The sequence below is a fragment of the Sporosarcina sp. FSL K6-3457 genome (assembly GCF_038007285.1).
Lineage (GTDB): Bacteria > Bacillota > Bacilli > Bacillales_A > Planococcaceae > Sporosarcina.
Window position 1 is genome coordinate 2,648,889 of sequence record NZ_JBBOWX010000001.1, and the last position, 24,241, is coordinate 2,673,129.

The 24,241-nt window shown below is 40.7% G+C and carries 38 protein-coding genes; 5 read left to right on the forward strand and 33 right to left on the reverse strand.

What is annotated here, in order from left to right; translation table 11 throughout:
• Positions 1-13: 13 nt before the first annotated feature.
• From N1I80_RS12970 to N1I80_RS13105, 28 genes are all read right to left on the reverse strand, one after another.
• The gene (locus N1I80_RS12970) at positions 14-283 is read right to left on the reverse strand and encodes a head-tail connector protein (protein ID WP_340738284.1); all 270 of its coding nucleotides are present in this window, start codon (positions 281-283) and stop codon (positions 14-16) included.
• A gap of 46 nt (positions 284-329) precedes the next feature.
• The gene (locus N1I80_RS12975; protein ID WP_340738285.1) at positions 330-1,490 is read right to left on the reverse strand and encodes a phage major capsid protein; all 1,161 of its coding nucleotides are present in this window, start codon (positions 1,488-1,490) and stop codon (positions 330-332) included.
• Positions 1,491-1,544: 54 nt separating this feature from the next.
• A complete protein-coding gene (locus tag N1I80_RS12980) occupies positions 1,545-2,180 on the reverse strand; it encodes an HK97 family phage prohead protease (protein ID WP_340738286.1) in 636 nt (211 codons plus the stop codon).
• A 138-nt stretch (positions 2,181-2,318) separates the two neighbouring features.
• Positions 2,319-3,617 (reverse strand): phage portal protein, encoded by a 1,299-nt coding sequence (locus N1I80_RS12985; RefSeq protein ID WP_340738287.1) that lies wholly within the window; start codon positions 3,615-3,617, stop codon positions 2,319-2,321.
• 13 nt (positions 3,618-3,630) lie between these two features.
• Positions 3,631-5,334 (reverse strand): terminase large subunit, encoded by a 1,704-nt coding sequence (locus N1I80_RS12990; protein ID WP_340738288.1) that lies wholly within the window; start codon positions 5,332-5,334, stop codon positions 3,631-3,633.
• Positions 5,334-5,846, reverse strand: coding sequence for a phage terminase small subunit P27 family (locus N1I80_RS12995; protein WP_340738289.1), 513 nt, complete (start codon positions 5,844-5,846; stop codon positions 5,334-5,336). Before N1I80_RS12995 ends, N1I80_RS12990 begins: the two co-directional genes overlap by 1 nt.
• 219 nt (positions 5,847-6,065) lie before the next feature.
• Positions 6,066-6,458: an HNH endonuclease gene (locus tag N1I80_RS13000; protein WP_340740044.1), complete on the reverse strand. Its 393-nt coding sequence runs from the start codon at positions 6,456-6,458 to the stop codon at positions 6,066-6,068.
• Positions 6,459-6,855: 397 nt separating this feature from the next.
• Positions 6,856-7,170, reverse strand: a complete 315-nt coding sequence (locus N1I80_RS13005; RefSeq protein WP_340738290.1) for a hypothetical protein — start codon at positions 7,168-7,170, stop codon at positions 6,856-6,858.
• A 26-nt stretch (positions 7,171-7,196) separates the two neighbouring features.
• Positions 7,197-7,481, reverse strand: a complete 285-nt coding sequence (locus tag N1I80_RS13010) for a hypothetical protein (RefSeq protein ID WP_340738291.1) — start codon at positions 7,479-7,481, stop codon at positions 7,197-7,199.
• A 200-nt stretch (positions 7,482-7,681) separates the two neighbouring features.
• Positions 7,682-8,197 carry a hypothetical protein gene (locus N1I80_RS13015; RefSeq protein WP_340738292.1) on the reverse strand — a complete coding sequence of 172 codons (516 nt, stop codon included), beginning with the start codon at positions 8,195-8,197 and terminating at the stop codon, positions 7,682-7,684.
• 54 nt (positions 8,198-8,251) lie between these two features.
• The gene (locus N1I80_RS13020) at positions 8,252-8,518 is read right to left on the reverse strand and encodes a hypothetical protein (RefSeq protein WP_340738293.1); all 267 of its coding nucleotides are present in this window, start codon (positions 8,516-8,518) and stop codon (positions 8,252-8,254) included.
• 227 nt (positions 8,519-8,745) lie between these two features.
• A complete protein-coding gene (locus tag N1I80_RS13025) occupies positions 8,746-8,982 on the reverse strand; it encodes a hypothetical protein (RefSeq protein ID WP_340738294.1) in 237 nt (78 codons plus the stop codon).
• A 37-nt stretch (positions 8,983-9,019) separates the two neighbouring features.
• Complete coding sequence (locus tag N1I80_RS13030) at positions 9,020-9,253, reverse strand: hypothetical protein (protein WP_340738295.1); 234 nt, start codon at positions 9,251-9,253, stop codon at positions 9,020-9,022.
• A 1-nt stretch (position 9,254) separates the two neighbouring features.
• On the reverse strand, positions 9,255-9,452 hold the full coding sequence (locus tag N1I80_RS13035) for a hypothetical protein (protein ID WP_340738296.1): 198 nt from the start codon (positions 9,450-9,452) through the stop codon (positions 9,255-9,257).
• Between the two features lie 53 nt (positions 9,453-9,505).
• Complete coding sequence (locus tag N1I80_RS13040; RefSeq protein WP_340738297.1) at positions 9,506-9,874, reverse strand: hypothetical protein; 369 nt, start codon at positions 9,872-9,874, stop codon at positions 9,506-9,508.
• 27 nt (positions 9,875-9,901) lie between these two features.
• A complete protein-coding gene (locus N1I80_RS13045) occupies positions 9,902-10,381 on the reverse strand; it encodes a hypothetical protein (RefSeq protein WP_340738298.1) in 480 nt (159 codons plus the stop codon).
• A 2-nt stretch (positions 10,382-10,383) separates the two neighbouring features.
• Positions 10,384-10,812 carry a hypothetical protein gene (locus N1I80_RS13050; RefSeq protein WP_340738299.1) on the reverse strand — a complete coding sequence of 143 codons (429 nt, stop codon included), beginning with the start codon at positions 10,810-10,812 and terminating at the stop codon, positions 10,384-10,386.
• Positions 10,809-11,336 (reverse strand): Holliday junction resolvase RecU, encoded by a 528-nt coding sequence (locus N1I80_RS13055; protein ID WP_340738300.1) that lies wholly within the window; start codon positions 11,334-11,336, stop codon positions 10,809-10,811. Before N1I80_RS13055 ends, N1I80_RS13050 begins: the two co-directional genes overlap by 4 nt.
• A 15-nt stretch (positions 11,337-11,351) precedes the next feature.
• On the reverse strand, positions 11,352-12,272 hold the full coding sequence (locus N1I80_RS13060) for a DUF3102 domain-containing protein (protein ID WP_340738301.1): 921 nt from the start codon (positions 12,270-12,272) through the stop codon (positions 11,352-11,354).
• Positions 12,269-13,828 (reverse strand): PcfJ domain-containing protein, encoded by a 1,560-nt coding sequence (locus N1I80_RS13065; protein WP_340738302.1) that lies wholly within the window; start codon positions 13,826-13,828, stop codon positions 12,269-12,271. Before N1I80_RS13065 ends, N1I80_RS13060 begins: the two co-directional genes overlap by 4 nt.
• A gap of 17 nt (positions 13,829-13,845) precedes the next feature.
• Positions 13,846-14,235, reverse strand: a complete 390-nt coding sequence (locus N1I80_RS13070) for a hypothetical protein (protein WP_340738303.1) — start codon at positions 14,233-14,235, stop codon at positions 13,846-13,848.
• A 22-nt stretch (positions 14,236-14,257) separates the two neighbouring features.
• On the reverse strand, positions 14,258-14,467 hold the full coding sequence (locus N1I80_RS13075) for a hypothetical protein (RefSeq protein ID WP_340738304.1): 210 nt from the start codon (positions 14,465-14,467) through the stop codon (positions 14,258-14,260).
• A complete protein-coding gene (locus tag N1I80_RS13080) occupies positions 14,464-15,387 on the reverse strand; it encodes a rolling circle replication-associated protein (RefSeq protein WP_340738305.1) in 924 nt (307 codons plus the stop codon). Before N1I80_RS13080 ends, N1I80_RS13075 begins: the two co-directional genes overlap by 4 nt.
• Positions 15,388-15,650: 263 nt before the next feature.
• Positions 15,651-15,971 carry a hypothetical protein gene (locus N1I80_RS13085; protein ID WP_340738306.1) on the reverse strand — a complete coding sequence of 107 codons (321 nt, stop codon included), beginning with the start codon at positions 15,969-15,971 and terminating at the stop codon, positions 15,651-15,653.
• A 14-nt stretch (positions 15,972-15,985) separates the two neighbouring features.
• Positions 15,986-16,201: a hypothetical protein gene (locus N1I80_RS13090; RefSeq protein ID WP_340738307.1), complete on the reverse strand. Its 216-nt coding sequence runs from the start codon at positions 16,199-16,201 to the stop codon at positions 15,986-15,988.
• A gap of 207 nt (positions 16,202-16,408) precedes the next feature.
• Positions 16,409-16,576, reverse strand: a complete 168-nt coding sequence (locus tag N1I80_RS13095; RefSeq protein ID WP_340738308.1) for a hypothetical protein — start codon at positions 16,574-16,576, stop codon at positions 16,409-16,411.
• A gap of 33 nt (positions 16,577-16,609) precedes the next feature.
• The gene (locus N1I80_RS13100; protein WP_340738309.1) at positions 16,610-16,828 is read right to left on the reverse strand and encodes a hypothetical protein; all 219 of its coding nucleotides are present in this window, start codon (positions 16,826-16,828) and stop codon (positions 16,610-16,612) included.
• A gap of 91 nt (positions 16,829-16,919) precedes the next feature.
• Complete coding sequence (locus N1I80_RS13105) at positions 16,920-17,153, reverse strand: hypothetical protein (protein ID WP_340738310.1); 234 nt, start codon at positions 17,151-17,153, stop codon at positions 16,920-16,922.
• Between the two features lie 109 nt (positions 17,154-17,262).
• Between N1I80_RS13105 and N1I80_RS13110 the strand changes: the two genes are divergently transcribed.
• Positions 17,263-17,484 carry a hypothetical protein gene (locus N1I80_RS13110; protein WP_340738311.1) on the forward strand — a complete coding sequence of 74 codons (222 nt, stop codon included), beginning with the start codon at positions 17,263-17,265 and terminating at the stop codon, positions 17,482-17,484.
• Between the two features lie 205 nt (positions 17,485-17,689).
• Here N1I80_RS13110 and N1I80_RS13115 read toward each other — a convergent pair whose 3' ends face one another.
• Complete coding sequence (locus tag N1I80_RS13115) at positions 17,690-17,878, reverse strand: hypothetical protein (RefSeq protein ID WP_340738312.1); 189 nt, start codon at positions 17,876-17,878, stop codon at positions 17,690-17,692.
• Positions 17,879-18,063: 185 nt separating this feature from the next.
• On the opposite strand from N1I80_RS13115, the gene N1I80_RS13120 reads away from it, so the two are divergent.
• From N1I80_RS13120 to N1I80_RS13135, 4 genes are all read left to right on the forward strand, one after another.
• A complete protein-coding gene (locus N1I80_RS13120) occupies positions 18,064-18,564 on the forward strand; it encodes a helix-turn-helix domain-containing protein (RefSeq protein WP_340738313.1) in 501 nt (166 codons plus the stop codon).
• Between the two features lie 13 nt (positions 18,565-18,577).
• Positions 18,578-18,823, forward strand: a complete 246-nt coding sequence (locus tag N1I80_RS13125) for a hypothetical protein (protein ID WP_340738314.1) — start codon at positions 18,578-18,580, stop codon at positions 18,821-18,823.
• Positions 18,804-19,052 carry a type II toxin-antitoxin system RelE family toxin gene (locus N1I80_RS13130; protein ID WP_340738315.1) on the forward strand — a complete coding sequence of 83 codons (249 nt, stop codon included), beginning with the start codon at positions 18,804-18,806 and terminating at the stop codon, positions 19,050-19,052. The genes N1I80_RS13125 and N1I80_RS13130 overlap by 20 nt, the downstream gene beginning before the upstream one ends.
• Positions 19,053-19,134: 82 nt before the next feature.
• Positions 19,135-21,063, forward strand: a complete 1,929-nt coding sequence (locus tag N1I80_RS13135; protein WP_340740045.1) for a recombinase family protein — start codon at positions 19,135-19,137, stop codon at positions 21,061-21,063.
• Positions 21,064-21,221: 158 nt separating this feature from the next.
• On the opposite strand, the gene N1I80_RS13140 is transcribed toward N1I80_RS13135, so the two are convergent.
• From N1I80_RS13140 to prmA, 4 genes are all read right to left on the reverse strand, one after another.
• Complete coding sequence (locus N1I80_RS13140) at positions 21,222-21,701, reverse strand: hypothetical protein (protein ID WP_340738316.1); 480 nt, start codon at positions 21,699-21,701, stop codon at positions 21,222-21,224.
• The gene (locus tag N1I80_RS13145) at positions 21,694-22,275 is read right to left on the reverse strand and encodes a hypothetical protein (RefSeq protein ID WP_340738317.1); all 582 of its coding nucleotides are present in this window, start codon (positions 22,273-22,275) and stop codon (positions 21,694-21,696) included. Before N1I80_RS13145 ends, N1I80_RS13140 begins: the two co-directional genes overlap by 8 nt.
• A 263-nt stretch (positions 22,276-22,538) precedes the next feature.
• Positions 22,539-23,279, reverse strand: coding sequence for a 16S rRNA (uracil(1498)-N(3))-methyltransferase (locus N1I80_RS13150; protein ID WP_340738318.1), 741 nt, complete (start codon positions 23,277-23,279; stop codon positions 22,539-22,541).
• Between the two features lie 4 nt (positions 23,280-23,283).
• Positions 23,284-24,228 (reverse strand): 50S ribosomal protein L11 methyltransferase, encoded by a 945-nt coding sequence (prmA, locus tag N1I80_RS13155; RefSeq protein WP_340738319.1) that lies wholly within the window; start codon positions 24,226-24,228, stop codon positions 23,284-23,286.
• Positions 24,229-24,241: the final 13 nt, after the last annotated feature.

The window sequence follows — 24,241 nt, forward strand, 5'->3', positions numbered from 1 at the left end:
ACAATCTCTCCTCTCAACAATACGTAAGTTGTGCTATCATACTTTCAACCGTGTAGCGTACTTTTTCACCCACACGGAAATTGTTCATTTCACGATTTTCATACCAGTCCATGACAAGTACTAGGCAAAACAACTTTGCTTGCTTATTTGTTTCATCAAAATCTTTACCCGTCGCATTTTTCAAATACGCCTCAGCTGCTTCGGTTAACATCCGAATCATACTGTCGTCATCTTCAATATCCACGCGAAGCCATTCTTTTGTTTCTTCCAAAGTGAGAATCATACTTTCACCTCATTCATAAAAAAAAGACGGTCATAGGACCGCCTTGTTACGGTACTGGTACAGGTGTTACATCTAATTCCCCATAAATCGCTGCTTCCTTATCCCAAACGACTACGTCATCACGTTGAATGGCGCGCACATCGAGCGTATTCCGCGTAAATGCTTTACCACCAACCTCCGTAGATGCGAGCTCCATCTCCTCTCTTTTGAAAAGAACGATTGCTTCTTTCAAATCACCAATCACAAGAGGAGCCTTATTTTCAGTAGTTTTTAGAAAACGGTTCGCAACAACCGCGATAGGATGAACACCAAACAGTAGTTTACGATTCTTTTGCGTTGGATCCGGCTGAAGAATATACTTACCGTCTTCGTCCTTTAATTTATCCAAATAGTTAAATCCATCCTGATTAGTCAAGACGATAGCATTTGCGGAAATAGCAGGGTCAAGGTCTACGTTGATGACATCTTTAATATCATCCAAATCCGCAACCGCCTTTTTAGTAAACGTATTAATAGCCGCTAGAATTCCGACATTGCGTGTAACTTTTGATTTTTTCCCAAGCCATCTAATAACATAAGCTAGAATATTTTGATCGGAGTCTTGTAGAAATGTTCTAGACAGTGGAAGAATACCAGAACGATCTTTGATAGCATATTCCACTTTTGAGAATTTAGGATTATCCGTATCTGGAATCTCTCCCATTTCATCCACTTCCGCAAAGGGAACCATATCTGAATTTTTCTCCATCAGACGTGAACCAGAACGTGTAGACACAGGCTCAACAGTCACAAACTGCTCAAGAGCGTCAAATGAGCGTGCTAATTCATTAATTTTTGTTTGAACATCTTTTGGAATGACTAGTCCGCCATCTTCATCCGTAGCACCAGACATGGCGCGAACTTCATTTTCTTTCGTTTGAATTAATTCTCGTTCCTCTGCATTCAAGTCCTTATTTCGAAGAGCTTTCATGAATACATCACGATATTCCGGCTCTTCCCCAGCATTCGGGATAATAGGGTCTCCCCCTTGATTCTCCGCCGCCTCCGCTTCATCAAGGGAACGTTGCACCTCGATTTTCGCTTGTAAGGAACGGACTTCTTCCATCTTCGCTTCTGCATCTTTCACCTTGTCTTCACCCATAAGTGAACGGACTTCCATTTTTCTAGCTTCCAATTGCGCTAACAATTCGCGTAATTCTTTCGTCATTTTCAATCGATCTCCATTCTGTTTTTAGTTTTTGGCAACAAAAAAAGAACCCGATTATATGAGTTCTAATTCAAGTTCTAATTTTCTTTTGATAATTTCATCTTCAACTTTTTGTGCTGCCCTTTTTTCACTGTCCTTAAAATCTTCGAGTGATCGGGCTGAAACCTCGTTGGATGGATAAGCAGGAAAAGCAACAGGACTAATTTCAAATAAGTCAGCACTAAGAATTGTCCGTTTATACACCTTGCCATCTGCACGATTCTCTGACGACCACTTGTCCTTAATATTACTCATGCCGAACGATAGCCCGTCCACATCTCCTCGTTGAATGAGGGTCCATGCATCATTCCCATCTGAAGTAGCAGGGATATCCAAATCAAAGCGCAGCTCATCGCTTTCGTTATACACTCGCAACGTGCCACTTTTCGTGTTGCCCAGTATTTTAGACGTATCGTGAGACCACAAACCTACCACATTTCGTACTTTCAAACTGTCAGTAAATGCACCGTCAGAAATTTGTTCAACGATTTTGTCGCCCCAATAATCGCGCATTTCAGCAGAATCAGTGTTGTACTTGATTGCTCCAGAAATAGTGCGCTCTTTCCCATCTTCGCCAGATGACCGTATTTCAAGTTTAATGGGGATAGCGCGAATTTCTTTCTTGTCTTTTTCCTCTCTCGACTTACTCAAGTGTTCTCACCTCCTTCCGGTGGATCTACCCTAATGACTGGAGAGTTGCACTTTTGACAATTCAAACCATCTGTGAATTTGTGCGTATTTTCAAGTTTCCAATCGCAAACCATGCAGTATAAGCTATGCTTTTTACCTTTAGTCATCATCTTCACCTCCATCTATCGTTATCCGTGCATTGTTTTTCATATATGCTTCACCAGCACGACTAATTGGAATCATGTTGCCGTTAACTAGCAATTCATCGCCGCCCTCTTCTGGTGGTAAATCTTCTTTCCCACGGGCTTCATTCGCTTTCAAAAAACCACCCTGCACGCCAATTCGATATGCTTCGTAACGAGTTTTCAAATCTCCACGTAAAATAGCATCAACATTAAACTTCAGATAAAAGCCAGCATCAATTTCACTATCCAAGAACAATTTATAGGTCATTTCTTGCTCATACATAGTAAGGATAGATAAAAGCGTAGAATTGTAGAATTCCTGCTCCTGCTGCTCGATATTCGTATGAGTGGAACGATCCAAGTCATTCAGTTGGTGTGCCTTAATGCCAAACGCGGTCGCAAGCTGCTTAATTGTCACCTCGTTATTTTCAAGAAATTGAGCATCATGCATATTAAGTGACATCGGTACAAATTGATAACCGACGGGCATAAGCGCTATTCGATGACTATTCTTTAATCCGCTGGACATCGATTCGAATTTTTCACGAAAATTCTTTTTTGCATCTTCATTGAGATCTCCGACATACTGCACAATACCTTTAACCTGCAATCCTTGCTTATAAAAATTATTGATGAACTTTTCAGCAGATTTTGCATTCTCTAATAAGCCTTTTAATTCGTCAATCGTAGGAATGCCAACTAGCCCATCGAGCGTTACCGTGTTTTTGAAGTGCAATACTTCATGAGGATGAAGTTTAACCTGCTTACCACCAACATTCACGATATACCACATTTTTGTGCTGCTATTTAACAATCCTACATCATCAATGTAGACAGTTACTTTTTCGGAATCGATTGGCCAAAGCGCTTTTACTTTGCCTTTTTTGTCGTACTCAATGCTAGCATAACTATTTCCACGCAAATTCCGCTGTGCCTCCAATGCGCTAAAAAAAGATGTCGTTGACATGTACAGGTTTGGTCGCAACTTTAACAAGCTACTAAAATAATGCCTGCTCGATTTCCGAATCCCGTTGTCATCCTCTTGATAGATCTTGATAGGTAACTTTGATACAGATTCGGATAGTATTTTTACGCATGAAAAGATAGTCGCTACTTTCAATGCGTTCTTTCCACGTACATTCACACTATCCTTGGAGATGCCGAGGAAATCCAGTAACTTTTCATCATCTTTATTTAATTCAAAGACATGGTTGCTACGTTCTTCCGCTACCTCTTCTTTTATTCCGAAAAACCAACGCGCAAAAGCCCCCATTTGCTCACCTCCCTTAATCCCATAACATGCCAAGAAAGTCCTCTTCGGCAAATTCGGAAACGTCAATAATTTCTACTTCTCCAAACATAGCCCTAGCAAATGCATTAATAATTGCCGCCGCCGGATCAATTCGTTCAGTAGATTTCGATTTGTCGAGCATGATATTTTCCTGTTCACTCACTTTTTGAACCGCGTTACCCATCGCCCAATTTAATAATGGGTCGTCAAAGTGCATTAGGTTTTTGCCAAACACCGCTTTTCTGAGTCCTTTTGTTGGACCAGTTAAATGGTTGATGTACTGCGGTATTTCCACGACTGTGAAATTGTATTTCTCCATATTTTGCGAAAACTGCGTAGCATTCCATTTGTCATAATTAACTTCTTGGATGTCATAGCCTGCTTCACGTAAATCTAACAAATATTGTTCGATGTAACTGTAATCCACAACTGCTCCTGGGGTAGTAGTCAAATGGCCTTGGTCCTTCCACAGAGAGAAAGGGACGTTATCCGTATTCATGCGTTCTTGCAAACGATCTTCTGGCATAAATGAGTGTTGCTTTACGGCATATGTCTTTTCATCAATTTTGAAGACAAGGCCTACACTTGTTAAGTCGGTTGTCGTGGATAAGTCAACGCCCGCCCAAACTGGATACGACTTCAAATCCACTTCATCCGCTATGCACAACCGCCATTTTTTCATGTTCATGTAGCCGCCGTCTTTCGCGTCCACCCAAATATTCATGTTTTTTGTAAGATACGTCCTCATTTTTTCCGGCACATCTAGCGCCGCTTTGATTCGACTACGCAAATAATTCATGCCGTTTTCGTAAGAACAAATAATCGGATTCGCTTTTGGCCATACCGATTCATCTTTCACGTCATCGTCTTTATCCAATTCATTTACCATGACGAAATATTGATCATTTGTAATCGGATCGTGAGGATTAACGATTTGAGAAACATATTTATATTCAACACGATAGCAAGGGTTATTCAGATTGAATCCCGCAGTCGTGATAATCATCATAAGAGGTTGCGAACGAGCACCCATTCCTGATTCTATAATTTCATACATTTCATCAGTTTCATGCGCATGATATTCATCAATGATGCCGCATTGTGGATTATAGCCATCACCTTTTTTTCCGTCTTCCTTGCTCAATGACTTAACAAAAGAATCGCTTTTCAAATGGGTAATTGTCCCATACGCAACATTGAACTTATCACGTAGATTTTCGTTACCTCGAATCATCTGATCAATTTCATCCCACACAATTTTCGCCTGATCTTTTTTTGTTGCCGCACAATAGACTTCCGCAGATGACTCACCGAATGCAGATGACTCATAACTACCAACTGCGCCCAAACTTTGAGATTTAGCATTTTTTCGGGCAACTTGCCAATAAGCCTTGTTAAATCGTCGCAATCCTGTATCTACGTGAAGCCACCCGTATATATTGCCAAATATAAACTGCTGAATTATATGGGGGTCTATATATTGACCTGCAAGTACACCTTTCCGATGCTTGAAAAGTCGCATCCAGTCAAGGAAACGTTCAGCTGCCATTTCTGAAAATACGTAAGGGAATGCTTCAGTACCTTGTTTCGTCAAGTCATCCAAAAAACGACGACACGCCCACTTGTGTTTTTCACAAGCAACAGTGCCGCCGTCTAATACAGACTCACTATATTCAATTAATTTTTCCAGCAACGACATTAGACATCACCGAATTTCTTTTCGAACTCCGACTCTTCTTTCTTTTCTGGCGTAGGAATAACTAATTTCAGACGTGAAGAAATCGTTAAACCTAAATCTGCCGCTGCCGCACGACACTCTGTAAATAGCGTATTTTTTACCCGCGCCAATTTTGGATAATCTTCATTCGCAAAAGTCATTTTCTTCCCGTCTGGATTTGTAATTGTTTCAGTAGGCTTTATTTTCCGCATTTCTTTCACAATCAAAAGATACTGATACTTTGAATCTAAGTATCTAGCAAGTGCATCTACATCAAGATCGCTGAATATTTCAAGCCGCATTAGTTCGGATGATATTTGATCAAACTCTCTTTTTTGCGCCGCCGTCAAATACGATGGAGCTACAACGTTATCTGTCGAGCCACGCATTTTTTTCTCATGATCCGCACGTCGTTCTTTTTCTGATTTAGTCAGGTGCTTGGATTTCCCTTTTCCTTGGATCACTGCTAACGGTTGTTTATTTCTTCCCGCCATTTCTTCACCTCCTCAAAAAATATTCCAAAAACGGGTTTTTTCACATGGAAAGGGGGGCGAGCGGTCGCCATTGGCTTCCGCTCTAAATTTTCCGACCACCCCTCCCCTTTTGTTTTGATTTTTCGAACATCACACACTACTTAAGTTGTATCTTTTGCGCGGACTACTCACACTATTACATTCGTCGTGTTTGTTTTAATTGTTCGAACAATATGCACATTATGATTTGAAATCGTATTTCAATCTGTCTTCAGCTGTTTTGACAGCATGACACCTGTTGCACAACGATTGTAAATTCAAATGATAAATTCGCAAATGGTACGCAATTTTAATCGGGATAATATGGTCTACCATGTCGGCGCTCTGGATGTGCTTATCTTGTAGGCAGTGTTGACATAGCCCGTGGTCACGTCTTAGCGCATGCTCCCTTGCACGCTCCCACTCCTGTGACTTGTAGAAGGCTGCCCCTGACTTGTCCCTCTTGTGTTCGTCATAGTGCCGGTGCCTCGCTGCCTGTTGCTCTGCTTGCTTGTGCTCATGGTCCTCGCAGTAGCGTGTACGCGTCAGGTTGCCACACGCCGGATGACTGCATGGTCTTAGTGGTCGTTTGATAAGACAGCCCCCTCTCGTTTTTACTCACCCAGCATCGTCACAGGTGCACGCTGGTCGTGAGCCACCCCTTTATCGTTAACCATAGGCATGGATTTGTCGTAAGAATGTGTCGCATGTAAATAAATAGAATATGAAATTTAACTCCTAATTTAGAATTGAAGTATCTAGTTTTGATTTCCGATTACGAAAAAAGAAATCCGAAAAGGAAAAGGAAATACGAAATCCGATATAAGAAAAAGCCCACTCGATTGAGTAGACTTTGATTGTAAATATTGTCATTTAATTAGTAATACGATAACCAATATTAAAAGCATAATTGTATATGTTGCTCCGTTGTGTCTCACTAAGAACTCCCATGACTTTTCAATGCCACCGAATAATTTTTCATATGCGGCATTTAGCATTCAGCAATTGCTCGCGCATCGTCCATGCTTCGTTTGATTAATGCTTTGAGCGCAGTTTCACTTTGAATGAGCTCATTCAATCCAGCACCTGATTTACCTCGCATTGATACATGTAGCTTACGCATTTCCTTTTGAAGCTGCAACGTTTCAGCACTCGCATAAAAAGTAATATACTCACGCTTGCAGTGCGGACAACGAAAGTAATTCTTTTCAACTCCACCTTTAACTTTACGCGTTCGAATCTTGGTGATTGTAAATTCCTTTTTACATCCGGCATCGCAATGTGTAACTACTGGTTTGCTCGCCATGTTACCTCTCCTCTTTTATTATTTTTTCATTCCTCTTTCATATCCATTTGAATTAAATGCTTGCACTTCGGACATTGAGTAGATAATTTATACACTTTCTTTTGCGGATTGAGTTCCTCTGCAAACGTATTGGCTATGCCTGGAAACGATATAGCGATAGCTACAATGGAAATCAAAGTTATTGAATCAAGATTACCACTTACTCCTTCAGTAATTAGAGTTAATCCTGTGTAAATAAAAAAGAACATTAAAAATATAGCCATTGTGATTAACTGAATTCGTTTATATACTTTTTTTACTTTTTCCCACATAAAAATCCCCCCTTCACTTACTTACGAACATTTGTAATGAAAGGTTTCAAATTAAAAACACTCGCACAAAGCACACTACTTATCAGCAGGATACTTCACGCGAGCGCAAAAGGGGGTAGGATATTCAAATGGCTCTTTACAACTGCCACACTATCATCCTAGCACCTTTACTTTCCCCTGAACATGTCCCGCTTTTGCCCTCACTCATTTCTAAGGCCGTATACGCCGAAGAGTATGACAGAAAGACGTTCAGCTGCCGCATCAATCACCTTATACACGCTACGCTCATTCATTCCAAAATCCACTGCTATTTCAGCAATTTTCTGACCATCTACATATCTAGCTTGCAGAATATCAAACTGCTTGTTTCCACTCGCAGCATCCTCTTGGCCGCAAATGAATTCCAGTGTATCAAGCGCCTGGTCCAAATACCGAATCATGACCAACGTGCGTTGGGTCGTTTGCTTAATCGATGAAACCAAATCTTCACCTAGCACCAGGAGTTCTTTTTTGCTAACCTCCACCCACTGCGCATCAGACTCGCCTTTTATCTTTTCTTCATATTTCTTAAAAGTACGATAATTGCGGAGCAACAGCTTCGTATTCCTCAGGCGCCTACTCTGTTCATTTTTCCCATTCACCATCCGTTGTTCTTCGTGTATTTCAATTACCTTGGATGTGATCAGCTTGATTTGGTCATTTGACAAACCCTTCAACTTCATCCCCCTCGTTAATTATGTACGCCGCCTTTTGCAGGAAAATCAATTGGCTCAGTACAATATACTTTTCGTATCTTTATAGCCCGCTGGCAGTTTGGCATCCCTTAACACAACCCATTCGCCAGAATCAATCATCCCCTGTGCTTCGTCGATTCCCATCTTTGTTCGCGACGAATCAGGATAAACCACGTAAATCGAATTCTTTCTGACTCCAAAAAAATCACGTTCGAACGAGATGATTGCCTTTCCTACACTTTTACTGTGAATGAACTCACAACCATCTATATCCTCAATTTTAAAGTTTGCTACTCTATTCATTCGGTCGCCTCCTCGTAATTCCGACGGCAATCGCGACAATAATTCATGAACCTTCCGCTGCCATCAAAATCTTTAAATGTGTATCCCTCGCTCAAAGCCCCATTCATTTGATTATCCCAGTTTAAGCTTTCTCCTAGTCTAGTGCTTTTTCCGCAACAATCACAAACCACATAAGTAACTGTTTTATGTTTATATGCCACACCCTTCACTCCTTCACTTAATGGTCGTTACCTCGAGTGAACGAAATCCTTTGCATCACTGTATAACCGACCTCTTGGCACAAAATTAAATCCATATAAATTAAAGAATCCGTCATTTGTCATTTGAAACCAATTCACCGCTAAATCCCATTGCCAGTGACCGTTAAATTTTCCATAAAGTAATCTTTTGGAAGCTGCTCTTGCTTGAAGATTTCGTTCTCTTTCAGCTTTTTGAGATTCTTCAAAAGGATTGAAATACAGCATTCTCATCATCTTCCTTTCTTGATTCGCATTTTGGTCGTTATGCGTCTATGTGTTCGGAATGAATTGTAAGGTCATCTTCGTATATTTCCATCCATCTGCCGTTAGAATCCGTCAAACGAACAGACTCAGCTGCGGCAATAAATCTGTACGGTTCTTCATCCTTTTCCCAAACGCTCCCAACCTCCACCGCAAAGTATTTATTTTCGACAAATGAACCGTCGTCATCAAAAACATCTAATTCCAAACTTTTTATGCATTTGTATTTAGGCATATTAAGACCATCCTTCCTTTTTCAGTTCGTACTGCGTATCGTGTTGAGCAACAACTTCTCGACTTTCACGCTCGATAACCCTGTTATAGGGCAATAACTGTGATATAAGAACGTCTTTATCATTGGACAACGCTATATCTCCCCACCTAAAACCCTTGCGTGTACGATATTTCTCTGCCCATTGAAGTGCATATTTCACCTTCCTCACTCCTTCGCCTAATGTGTCTTAACTGAACCTAATGGTCGTAATGTTCAGTATCCAAATTTACAGGTATCAATTCCGTTGTAGTATCCTAAATCAATACTGCCTTCTTCCCAACAGCCTTCGTCTTGGTCAAACTTATAAGTAACAATACATCCGTCAACATCAACAATAGGTGATGTATAGGTGCTATAGCATGGTGTGCCTTCTTTCCAATAAGTCATTACCTTTCCCAGCTGAGGATGATGAATCTCGCCCCACTCTCTGCCGTTTGACCAAGATAAAGCTTTGCCTTCATATGTTTCAGCAACTATTTCTGGTGTACAATCACATTTCTTATGCCAATTTTCGGTGTTTGCAAAAGGATTTCCATCCTTACCACATAATCCAATTTGTATTTCATTTTTAGTTTTCTCCATCATTTTCACTCCTTCGCCTAATGTGTCTTACTTGTCGCTATCTGGCGACCACATGTCGTTAAAATGCCATGCTCTGTGATGCTCATTTTCCTCAAAAACGTCAGGATCATTAACTTTCTGGTCGTGATTTTTCGGATGAACCCTATAGCCATGTATTAGCGCGTCTTGCGGGGCATCGCCAGCTTTTAATTCGATTTTTGTTATTTTAAAATGACTAGCTTGGTAAGGGTTGGAAAACACGTCACCAACCCTAAATATCCATCCGTCCGTTTCCAGTTCTTGTTGTGCTTTAATCTCCATTTCGATGATGCAGCCATGCTGTAGATCAATCTTCTGTTTAGCAACCAATTTATTACACTCTAGGTGCAAATGAAAGCTCGCGTGTTGTTCATCCTGCTTAGCGGTAATGGATATTACGCTGTCACCTTTACCGATCGACCCCAAACACGCAAAGCACTCGTGTTCCTTGCGCGTGGTCACAATTCTTTTCTTTGAAATATCCAGCATCTTCAAATCTCCTTTCGCGTCAATTCATCTTGCAGATCCTTAGCAACATCACTAACCCGCGGCATTTCGCCTAATCGCTCAAAAGTCTTTTCTTGCATCCTTACAAGAAGTTCGTCAAAGTTTTTCGAACTCTCAATTTTACCTTTTAATCCTGGGCCAATTACATATCTGAAAAATACCAATGCATCTTCCTGGGTTGCCGTCATTGCCATAAACAATGGATTCAAAGAGATTTCGTCTATTTTCAAGCCTGTTGTGACCTCCGAAACATTGATACAACCCTTTAACGGGATTGCACAGAATCGATATGGCCCCACACGGATTTCGTGGCCCACCTTCTGTTGCCAGTTAGGTTTCCCTTCCGTTTCAAATGCCAGGTTAAAATATTGCGGTTGTTCGTTTACCGTGATTCCCATACTTTGCGATTTCACACCAAACACCTCCTGATATTTTTCAGGTAATGCAAGGTGACGCCGCCCTCGCTCTTAATCAAGTCACATCGTTCAATAAATGCACTATGCGGAATAGATTTCCTTCCGCCCTTTTCGGCATCCTCCCAGTACTCTTGCAATATCTTAAATGGCAGTAGATAGATTTCCTCATGTAACTTGGTAAATTGGACGATAAGAAAAGCAGCCGCACCCTGCTCACGCCAAGACTTCAGTAGCTCGTATTGATGTGGTTGCAAATTTTCAAGCGGGAAGCTCTTCAGTTTGGTTTCTTTTGCGTCAAACACAATCGTTTTGCCGTTATGCGCACCAACATAATCTACCCATTCCCCTGTTTGTGTATAGCCAGTGACTTTTCCACGATTGTTACTAGTGATCTGGACAGGCGTTGGCACTTTACGAATATCGGCAACTCCTTTATTCCGATACTGGTGATGTGTCATATCAATTAGACGCTCCAATTGCTTTCCAAGATTAGCCTTGGAGCGGTTATAAGATTTTTGCATGAGCATCCTCCATTTCTATTTCTTGTCAACCAATTCATCAAAGATAGTTACCTGCTGACGCTCGTATTCTTTCTCCGCTATATCTTCAGGTTTTGGTAATGAAGAATCCATTTTGTTGAGCAATCCAGATACCGCTTTACTGTACTTAATACGCACTTCGGAATCTGACACCTCATTCAATGCTTCCATCATGTTTTTGAAGCCATCAACTAGCGATTCGAAACGAAGGCGAAACGTAATGTCTGACGGATCCACTTGCTCTGACAACTTTCTCCGAAGATCGGCCAACTCTTTTTCCACTTCTTCCGGAATGACTTCAACTGCCGCCGCTTCGATAGGCTTTGCTTTCAGGTCCTTTTCGAGTTGCTTAATCTTCTCACGTTCAGCAGCAAGCTCTGACTCTATCATTTCCATTTCCGCCCTATCTCCATCAGTTTCATTTTCAGCATCAGCAAGGCGACCTTTGAGGTCTTCTATATTTTTCAACAAATTCTCACGTTCAGCACTTGCCGCCTGTTCTTTTTCTGCATTTTCAGCAATTTCTTTTTCTAGTTCCTTCTTTTCTTTAATTGCTTTTTGTAGTTCCCGTGATGACATATTTTCAATATCATTTTCCGCAACAAATTGTTCCCGTTCTTCTGGCGCAATTCCAACGAGCGCAATTGCCTTAGCATAGCTCAAATCACCAAGCGCTTGCGGATTTGCGCCGTACTCATTGTATAATTTCATTAAATTTCTCGCTGTAGTTTGACTGTAGTCAACATTGATTTTCAGCCACGGCTCCCACTCTCCGTGTGACAACTTTTCTTTCGCCTCAATCAATCTTTTCCCAATTTCTACGCTGGCCATAAGTACAACGGAACGGGTCTGGTCTTTTAAACTATTAATCTCCGTCGCAATGATTTCTGGTGATCTAACAATTTCAAACTCACTCATACCGCTACACCCTTTCTCTTAGTAGACTTTTTAAGTTTTGTAGCCTTGAATGCATCGACGAAAGCTTGCACTTTTTTTGTCGGAAGACAATTCTTTAAGCCGTATACCTGGGATACGCGCCCCCCTCTGACTTCGAGTGTATAGAATGGCTTATCCGGGTCACTCTCCTTCCTAATGACAAATAGATCTATTTGAGCCTCTGCATATCTCTTGGCATAAGTCCCAACACAATGTTTCAACGCGTTCCCCTCACGAATTAATTCATCGCTACTTTCCGCAGGACGAATAATAAAGCCATCGCTTTCGAATTTATATTTAGCCAACATCGGAAGCCGATGCTTAATTTGATCGTTTAGTGCTTTATTGGCCAGGATTTTTATTTTCTTGAGTAATTTTTGATGCGCTTGATACAAGTTGGATGGGTAAAGAATACTTTCATCCGTCACTTCCATACCAAGTCTTCTTGCATCACTCAAATAATCTCGCCAAGCTACCAAGACTTGCGAGCCGCTCCAATAGTGCCGCCCTTTAGGATTTTTCCGTTGATATTGTTTAATCGTGAAATTCCGGATTTGATTCAAGCTAAAGGTTTTTCGGAGTAGCTGAATGTCATCGCGGATGTGATTTCCCCCACATAACCCAACAAACCCATGTACCTCAAGTATGCTTACCTTTGCTCCCTCTTTTTTAAACTGTTGAAATAGCCATAGCGTAAATGGGCGAATATCTAATCCGGATTTCCGTATCTCAAGCAGGTCCTGCTTCGTCACTTTTAACACAGCATCAATTTTCTTCGCACGCCAGTTGATGGCCCCATATGTTCTACCGCCTTGGATTTTCGCACGCACAATTGAGGTCAATCCCAACTTTGTTAAATATTCAATACATGGGTATTTTGCTGCAACATCAAACAGCTTAATCAAGTCCCCGTCTTTGTAATGCTCCCAGGTGCTGTATTGGAAAGGCGTATCTTTCACCGCGCGCTCAATGCTTTCAATCGCCATGTAATGAGGCGTCGAGGACATCGCTCCGCCACTCTCTGAAAAGACAGTTGACCGGAGGTACCATCCTCTAGTATCTCCTCCCCACCAAGTACGATTGACCATTTTGGATTGGCCATCACCAAAAACATAAGCCGCAGTAACAGCAAAAGTTGTTTGAACTTTTTCATACGCTTGCGAATAATCACGTTGTACGTAAATCCCGCGTGCCACCAGAACGTTAGGATCTTTAATCGATTTGTCGAACCAAACAAAGTAACCGTCGTCATTTAAATATTTCCGCCCTCGGCCATTCTGCTTCATGATGCAGATAGATTTGCAGTGTATACACTTGATTTCCTGCCCATATTTCACAGCGTCGATATAGGCATGCTCTTGTTGACAGTGCGTGCAATATCCAACTAACTCTTTATTTTCACGACGGACGAAAAGATAACGGCTCCGCTCCAGCACAACATCCCTGGCATAGCGTTTAACCTCTTCGCTAAACTCTGTCGGGATATGTGATAAAATCTCATTACCTTCTACGCCCCACCGTTCAGTATCTTTACTCATATCCAGTTCCTCCCTCTTTACAAAAAGTCATCTAGACTGACATCAAAAATGGCACTAGGCTTGGCAACAATAGGCTTTACTTCCGGCTTAGGTAACGGTTCAACTTTTCCTACAACAGACGGCGCAACCGATGCAACTGCAACTCCGCCCTCGATACCGTAATATTTCAATACAGCAGCAAACCCCTCGGCATCCGACAACACAGCAACATTACCAACCTTTTGTTTCTCCGCCTCTTTCCGCATTTCCGCAATGCTGCCTTTAATCGATTTCTCTTTCACGATAATCTTTTCAGCTGCAGACGGATTGGCTTCCAGGTGTCGCAAAAGAAACTGGCCAACAATCTGCACATATGACGACTTGTCCTTTTCCATTTCTTTTTTTAGTAGATTCGTAGCCTCGACCATTTCAAACCCTCCCCTTTTTCTTTTAAGGCAATAATGCTGCTAGCCTCCTAATCTCAATCGCTACACTGCAACCGCATCGATAATTTCCCACTAGCATAGCTGCTCTAGATGTAGTCCTGCATTTGGCACAACGTCGCTTTTCAAGACTGTCGATTTCTTGCAATATTTCCAGACGTGCTTGACGCTCCTTATGCCGCAACCTACGCGCCTGCGTAATTGTCAACTCCATCAACTTCCGCCCCTCCTTTTCTTTTTAGCTGGACCACTTATCCGCTTCATCCTCACGTACATATACGCGCCACTTACGAAATCACTGTATTTCACTTCAATATCGTTAAACGCGTAGCCCTTGTACATTTTTTCAAAGACCTCATGCGCCGGCACTTCTTCTGAAGCAATCTTTTCCGCACGCCGCCTGGTCATCTTGCTATCGGCGATTGTCACTTTTGGCTGTTTCATGTTACGGCTAATCGTGTATCTCTTTGAAGGATCCTTTTGCTTGTCCTTCGTGATATAACGGGTAAGACCTTCAAGTCCATAGTCATCTGCTTGCAACCTGCGAGTCTGTAACCTTCCCCCACCGTTCCATAAATCCTCTACAACATCTCTATCCGGAAAATTTGTGATCATGTGGTGGTGGATACGCACCTTACCCTTTTCTTCGTCGCTGTCATGCTCTGTCACGTAAATGTATTTCAACTCAAATGATGCATATTTCTTTTGCTTTTTTAGCCATCGCTTCAAACGGCGAATATAGTTCTGCATGTCCTTCTTTGCCTGCTCATGATCCGCTGGTAATCTCCCATTGGCATATGTCAACGTAGCCCACATATCCTCCTCCGTGAAATTAACATGTACTAATCGAATCAAACGTTTCTTTGTATTTTTATCATTCAAATTCTGCTGTGCATTACTGCTGGATTTCCCTTTCTTTCCCCTTCTCCCACTAGGCAATGTCCAAATAGGATAAGCTTCAACCTCCAGATAATGCCCACTCCATATCGTTTTTACACGGTACTTGCTCACTTGTTTATCTCTTAACTTTTCTATACGTTCTTCTGGATTGTCCTCGTAAGCACTATTGTCTGTTACGAATAATTCCCCATAATCTTCTATGTGATATTTCTCTAAATGATATTGTGGCAGCTTCATAATCTTGCTTCCTCCCAATTAATCTATTAACCACCTGTTGGATATTTCTGTATGGTCGTAAACTTAATATCCATTACGAGGACGCTAATTGACTAATTGCCCCAATATCAGTAATATTGGAGATATACCATTTGGCAACAGTCAAATGTTCCGTGCTAACTTGGTGTGTGTACGGTGTGTTTTAAGTCATGGGACCCGTTGCTCTAACAACAGGTCCTATTTTTTCGGGTTGAAACAGTCGATTTTTTACCATCGAATTTGCTTCATACAGCTTCGACCTGCAATTTCGCCGAAATATAATCAAATTGATCCGGAATGATTGTTTTCAAATCAACAATTCTACGAGCATCCATAAATGCGAAGAACTTCACGCCATTGATTGTGCTCGAAAGCTCGTATGGATACTGCGCATCTTCAATGAATCTGATTTCAAATTCGACAAACTCGACGAGAAATGCGATGTGTTTCATTTGGACGTGAGTATTACAGGTATCAATATCAGCTATTAAAATATCATTATCAGATTCAGCCATTAGTGATTGAATTTGTTTTACCAACGACGCAACTTTGTTTAGACTTACCATGTTAATCCCCTCCCTCATAATGCCCTTGCCTCTGAAACTGCCCAATACAGCTGCATCACATGTGGATTTTTGGCATTGTAATCCTCATCCCGAAACATTGGAATACGATATATTTGCTCCATGTCAGTCATCAGGTTGGCCAAACGTGCTGATTTAATATGTTCGGTTGATTTGGATTCATTGATTTCTTTAAAACGATTAGTGAGCACAAGCATGTCATCCACTACCATTTCACTTATCCCCTTTCCACGGATGCCTGACCGTGACTTTCGTCGGTGCACCGTACCTTTTCTGGACTTCTTCACGTTCTATTCCGTGCTCTAATCGACAATGCACCTTTGTGATGATTACCGCAGCATGTCCACAGTTCGGCACCGGACACCTCAACAACCCGCTACCAGCTGCATGCCAGGCATTTGACTGTTTACCTTCAAGCTTCATTCCGCCGCCACGCCCTCTTTAACTCGTACTGGCGAAACCATGCATCCGATGTTCAACGGCTTCATTTTTTTGATAGCTTCATTGAGTTCCGCCTCTGTACGAATGCCGTACTTTGCTAGCGCCTTCCAGATTTTTTCGTGTTGATCGTCCTTTTTGGCACCCATATCAATCCCACCTTTCTTGTTTTGATTTAATATTTAGTACCAGGCACCGCTTGGCGTATAATGCCACCAATCACCGTTACTGTAATGCACATGCAAGCAACCGTTACCACGCTCCACCTTGACAATTTTGCTCAAATCGTATTCTGCTCGCTCACCTAGCCCCATGATTCCGGTATGCTTTGCGTGAGTCCCCAATAAATACTTGTATTCCTCATCCGTTAAATGCTTTGCTACTGACAATCTGTTTTCCATCCTTTTCACCTCTTTCAATTCGTATTGACGTTGCCACCGCCGCCTTGGCTATAAGTTCAAATAGGTTATATAATTTCCGTCAGACTATTACTTAATATTTTTTTATTTGTGCTGATAAAGCTTTTTTCTCTACAATTTCAATTGCCGACTCAATCATCACTTGTGCTGAAGGCCCAACAAAATTCCACTTGAAATTCTTGAGTTTTTTAACGGCATCTGAATATGTTGAACTATCTTCAATAGCAATATCAGCCAATTGGCCAACCATTTCATTCATCTGATTTCTGGCTTGATGAAGATTTTTTTCTAGTTTCGACATACTCATCTATTTCACCCCTTTCAAATTCATCTAGCGTTGCCACCGCCACATCGGATATAAGTTCGAATAAACTAATAATCTGCTATAATCACCTATAGAAAGGTAGGTGATACATATGCGTAAAAATATAGACGTCGAGCAGTTATCTGATGAAATCTTTCCCGAAGTTATCGAAACTTATGAGAAAGAGTTAAAAGAAAAAATATTGGCAGTCGAAGACAACGAAAGTTTAGCCGCCCTCATCAACGCATCTACAGAAGCACTAAGAATGCATTCTGAACGTTTTACAACCGTCTTAATTCAAAGGGTTGTTGATGAGATGAACCGCGAAGATTAGAACGCTGCATTTCAAACAGTTCTCTAGCAATTTTTTTCACATCACATTTACAAGAACATTCACAAGAATTAGCTTCACCATCCTCACTTGTTGTTACAGCAACTTGCGGGGATTTTTTATTGTCTTCCACACTTCACACCTCACTTTTTTTGTATTAGCGTTGCCACCGCCCCATCAGCTATAAGTCCGAATAAACAAACCCACATCAAACCGCATCCTGCACACCACTACCATCAGCCGCCTGCTCAGCAATACGTTGTCCAACTCGAACACCTGCCTGATAGCCTTGAAGCAACAACATAAAATGTTGCTCCTCCTGCCCCGTCATCTCACCTAACTTTGCCATCATGTCATCAAAAGCCGCTTCATCCTTGATGTCATAAATCACATCCATCATCCTCACCCCTTTCAAATGTATTGGCGTTGCCACCGCCGCCTCGGCTATAAGTTCCGATAATGTTCTTTCATGTCTTGTATGTAAACATCATAATCTACAAATAAGATGTTGTCAACAATAAAAGTTTACAAACAAGACTTATTGTATTAAACTGGTGCTAGTAAGAAAGAGAGGTGAAAAATTTGAAGGAACGATTACAAAAAATAAGAAACGCATTTCATTTAAACCAAGAAGAGTTTGGCGAGAGGATTGGATTGAGTAAGGCTAGCATTTCCGCCCTAGAGGGTGGATCTAGAAATCTAACTGAAAGACACATCATGTTACTTCGTTCCGAACTAGACGTAAGCGAAGACTGGTTACGTACTGGCGAAGGAGAGATGTTTGTTCAATCAGAAACGTTCTCTTTGGATGAAAAGGCACAAAAAAACAATCTCTCAGAATTAGAGATTGATATTATGAGAGGTTATATGGAGTTGCCGCCCGACACACGCAAAGAACTTATGACGCTGTTTGGTTCCATCTATAGTAGACACGCAGAAACAGCTGCTACTGTAGAATCTATACCGACAATCGAAGATATTGCCGCCCAAGAAGGCGAAAACCACCGCCTAGAAGTATTGGCGGAATTAAAAACAAAAACGTCATCAGCTTCAATCGTGCAAAGCGGAAAAGAATTAGGATGAGGAGGTGAATGGAATGGCGATGGATGAAGAACGTTTTGTAGAGTTGTTTCGGCAACTACCAGAAATAGATAAGAACTCAACACTTGACTTCATGGAGTTTCTTTCTAAAAGGCAGTTACAAAACTTCTATGCGAATCTCGAAGAAGTAGACGAGCCGTTTAGCGAGGAAGAATTACGACAAATGCAAGACACTGAGTTTGTCACCCTAGATGAATTAGCGAAAGAAATGGGGTGGGATGATGGAAGTTCTTCTAAGTAAGCAGGCGTTAAAATTCGTTCGTAAGCAGGAGAATAAAATTCAACAGCGGATCTATGCAGCACTGATAGGATTAGAAGAGATCCCACCTGTTGGAGATATAAAAAAACTAAAAGGTGTAGATGAAACGTATCGCCTACGGGTGGGAACGTTTCGAATAATTTACACTGCGGATTTTGAAAAAGTTGTTATTAAAGTTGTCACAATAGACAACCGTGGGGACATTTATTAATTTCTAGCGCTAGTAATTAAAAAGAAAGAGCAGACTCATTCGTTTGCTCTTTTTCTATGAAAGGAGAATGATTGTGACTTTTATGACACCGGAAAAGAAAAAGGCTGCATTATATGTACGAGTAAGCACCATGCATCAGATTGACAAAGACTCGTTACCGTTTCAGCGTCAAGAACTCGAAAATTATGCGAAATATGCGCTAGGCATTGAGGATTTTGTGATATTTGAGGATGCTGGTTATTCTGCGAAGAATACGGACAGGCCCAAATATCAAGAGATGATGGAACGTATACGTGCTGGTGAATTTACGCATATGATTGTTTTGAAGATTGATAGAATTTCACGGAATCTAAAAGACTTTTCGGAGATGTATGAGGAATTAAAGGGATATAAAATAACTTTCGTTTCAAAAAATGAACAATTCGACACTTCAACCGCAATGGGAGAAGCCATGTTAAAAATCATCCTGGTGTTCGCGGAGCTCGAACGTAAATTAACGGCTGAGCGCGTATTTGCGATTATGTTATCGCGTGCGGAAAAAGGATTATGGAATGGCGCAACCGTGCCCTTGGGCTATGTATGGTCGGACGAATTGAAGTTTCCAGTTGTAGAACCGGAAGAATCGAAGGTCGTGCAATATATTTATGATCTATACGAAGAGCATTCCTCCACAACCAAAGTGGCCATAACTTTAAACGACGAGCATGTACCTACCAAACGCGGTGGTCAATGGACAGCTAAAACAGTCCGCGATGTGTTACGCAATCCGTTTTATATTGGCACATATCGCTATAATATGCGCGAAAGTGAAGGTAGTCGTCGCCTAAAAAATGAAGATGAGTGGATTGTTCTTGAAGATAACCACCCTGGTATCATCCGAAAAGAACAGCATCGCACAGTGAATCAGATGCTGTCGGATAACTACAAAGGAATCGGCACCGCCCAGCGTGCGAATATCCATACGCATATCTTTGCTAAATTGCTTTACTGTAGCAAATGCGGCCAACTACTTACCGCCGGATTAGATACTGCACGCAAAGACGGTTATCGTCCATCACGCTATACTTGCTCCACAAATCGACTGGTTGACAATGCACACAGCTGCAATAACTTTATAAGTGATATTGCCAATGCTCCGTTTGTCTTTAATTATGTATCAAATTTAATTCGCTTGCAGGAGAAAATAACTCCTAAACACGCCATAAAAGATATGGAACGTGCTCTACTACGAGGTAGCTCATTTATCGACGTCCTCGGCATTGATAACGATTCGCTAAAAGAGACGCATGCAATGTTTGCCCGAGGTTTTGATGGCCACGATTTTTCTTCGGCCAAAAACAACGATAAATATGTGACCGATTTAGCTACTCAACGTTTACAGAAGGAAAAAGCTAAGTTTGAAAAGGCACTTAGTCGTTTGGAGGATTTATATTATTTCAAGGATGAAGGAATTAGTCAAAAGGATTACATTTTTAAGAAGCGTAATTTTCTTGAAGAGTTAGAGGTGATAGAGAAAGAACTTAATAAGTTGCAACAAAACCAGACAATCAAGAACAGTAATGTGTTTATCGACAATGCTCAGCACTTCTTAATCACAAAAGAGATGCAGCAAGCCAGGAACGTGAATTATCGCGAGCTGTTGGATGCTGTCGGCAAGGATCTGCTAGCTGATTTTATCCAATCTGTAATCAGCAAAATCGTCGTTGCAGATAAACGCGTGCAATCTATTACTTTTAAAAATGGTATCACCCATTCCTTTGCTTATAAACCACTCACGGAACCACAAAAAGGTAACGCTCCGGCAAAACCGCTTAACAAAGAATACGAAGTGATGGTACTTGGGTATTTAGAAGAAAACGGCTCTGCTTCTCGGACCGATATCGAATCACTGGTTGGTATGAAACGTAGCAATACGCTAAACCTATTAAAAGATTTATTGGATCGAGATTTGATTGTGAAACGTGGTAATTCTGTGGCAATTAGATACTATATTAATCGGAAAGATATTTAAATGTTGTTAAATAAAATTATATTATTAAAACCATCTCCTTTCTGAAAAAAGCAAGAAAGGAGATGGTTTTAGATATCTATTATTTAATGATGATTAGGTGTTAACAAAAAATGTTTTTCTCAATATATGTTTTAGTATTGCATGGGAAAATTTTGTCGTCAGTTAAACAAATCATCTGAGTTTTGTAAGGAAGCCTCGCTATAAGTTGATGATAGTAAATTTAATTTATTTAAAATAACATCTGAGGCCTCACCTGCTTCTATAAGGTAATTTTTATAGATATTTTCTGTTATGAAAATTTTCCCTTTTGCAATGTGATTAGGTTTGTCATCATCAGTCTGATAAACAGTTATAAATATTTCATTTTCTAAATCATATTCCTGCTCATTATAAAAGTCTTTTCTACAATATTCACCAATAACCAAATATTGTTTTTTAGTATCATTTACAACCAAAAGCGAGCTGTATGATGCATTAATTTTTTCCACTAAATCACCACTAGGTATTACCAATAACTCTAAAGTATCCTTTCCTATTTTATCCCAAGAAACAAATGTCTTATTATTTTTCATTATCATTAATTTCTCTATATATTTATCCATAATATCATAATAATGTTGAAGTTCTTTTTTATTCATTTGAACTCTCCTCTTTTTGAGTGCTTTCGTATATTTTCGCACTAAATAATATAGATTGGGTTCTCCCTTTTAAAGTTTTTATCACTAATTCATCTAAGCTTTTTCCTTCATTTAATTTAGTCTTTATTATGTAGTCTTCATATTTATTAAATGCACTAACAAATTTAGCTGATCCAGGAAGAGGATAATTTATTAGATCGTTAACATATGAAGAGTGCGTGGTACTGATATTCGAATAAAATTTTTCTCTAATTGAATAATCATCCACTTGCTCGTTTGACAATATTTTATCTGACATATCTATAATTTCTTCTAAGTCAGCAATCAATAGATGCAATACTTTATTATCGAAAATATCTTTTTCTTGGAAGATCAAAAATGCTTTAGAAATATCAGTAACCATATTTAAAAGCAACAATGTTAATCCAAACCCCACAATTGTTGCCGCTATACCTAAATGGTTCAAATGATCTCTCGAATCCTTGAAAAAAGTAAGCACAATCAAAAGGGCTAAGCAACTTATAATTGCACCAACTATTATCATTGTGTTCCTATTCACTGTATTCTTATTCATTGCAGAACTCCTTATTTAAATTAAGATATGTACATAACAAAATTCTTATGACCAATTAAGAATACTATATCATAATTAAGTAATATTTTTCAGTATAATATAAATAGCCAATTCAAATCCACTTTGAATTGGCTATTTAAAACGTTTTCTGCCCAAGCGTCAAAGTCATGATACCACTAGCTTTGAACGCAATCATTATCTATTTCACGGTTGCACAACCCAACGTATGAAATGCAACCGAAGACATCAACTGCTCACCTCTTTCATTCAAATTCATAAGACATTGCAGACAATAAATACAACGGAGCCGTTTCCGTTCTTAATATACGTGGACCTAATGCAATCGGCAAAAAGCCAGCGGAGCGTAGTGCCTCCGCTTCGTTTCTCGATAAACCACCTTCTGGTCCAAAAACAGTCAGGATAGTTTGGTCCGGATAGACGTTTTTGAGTCGCTCGGCCAATCGATTTGGGTTACCACCTTTGGCATCTTCCTCATCAGCAAAAAGAAGGACGTCATAGTTTGTCGATTGTGCGATTAATTGCTTAAACGAAGTTGGACTTGCCACATCGGGAATAACCGTCCGGTGGCATTGCTCCGCAGCTTCTTTGGCAATTTTACGCAGCCGCTCAACTTTTTTATCAGCTTTTTTGGCATCCCATTTGACAATCGAGCGTTCCGCTTCAAATGGCACAATACCTGCCATACCCAGCTCAGTTCCTTTTTGCACAATCAAATCTAGCTTATCACCTTTTGGCAAACCACAGGCAATTGTTACACGGACAGGCATTTCGTTTATTTTTAAAGAATCTGCTTGACGCTGGATAACGACACCATCTGCAAGAAGTTCGGTAACTATAGAAACATAAGCTTCTCCGCCCGACACAGCAATCAGATCATCACCGACAGTCATTCGCATGACCCGGACAATATGCTTGCCATCCTCTCCTGTAATCGTTGCTTGCTGTTGGCCATCAAATTCAGATTGTAAAAAATAGCGTTGCAAAGCGTTACACGCCCCTTTTTTGGGCAACGATAGCTACCCAATCTTCCATTAAAACAGACTCGACGATGTCAAATCCTTTTTCGATTAAATCATCTTTCACAAGATCCCGCTTCTGTCCAATAATACCCGAAACAATGAACAATCCATCTTGCGGCAAAATGGCATAAGCATCTTGAGAAAAGGACAGAATGACTTCTGCTAGGATATTCGCAATAATAATATCCGCCGGCTCTTTAACAGAATCCAATAGATTACCATGCGTCACCGTGATTTTGTCATTCACTTTATTCAACAAAATATTTTCTTTCGCGGCGACAACCGCCACATCATCTAAGTCAAGCGCATGAATATGGGATGCCCCTAGTAATGCCGCACCTATGGATAGCACACCCGAGCCTGTTCCTACATCAACCACGGTATGACCTGGCTCTACGTACTTTTCAAGAGCTTGTAGGCACATAACCGTTGTTGGATGCGTTCCCGTGCCGAATGCCATTCCAGGGTCTAGTTCAATGATTAATTCATCAGACTCAACGGGCTCATATTCTTCCCATGTAGGGACAATCGTAAAACGGCCAGAAATTTTGACTGGATGGTAGTATTGCTTCCAGGCAGTTGCCCAATCTTCCTCGTCAATTTCATTCGTTTGGATGGCATTTTTTCCAACATCCAATCCAAATTCCACCAAACCGTCAATTGACTGGCTAATATCCTTCATCGTTTCAATTAAAAAACTATTGACAGGTAAATAGGCTTTCACGATTACACCGTCAACTGGGAAATCATTTTTGTCGAGTGCATAAATTTCCCCGTAGCGGTCTTCATGAATTCTATCTGGCTCTACTGAATCTTCAATCACAACGCCACTGGCACCTGCTTCATGCAATATATTCGCTACCGCTTCAGTTGCCTCGTGTGTCGTATGGATGGCAATTTCTGACCATTTCAAATGACTTCATCCT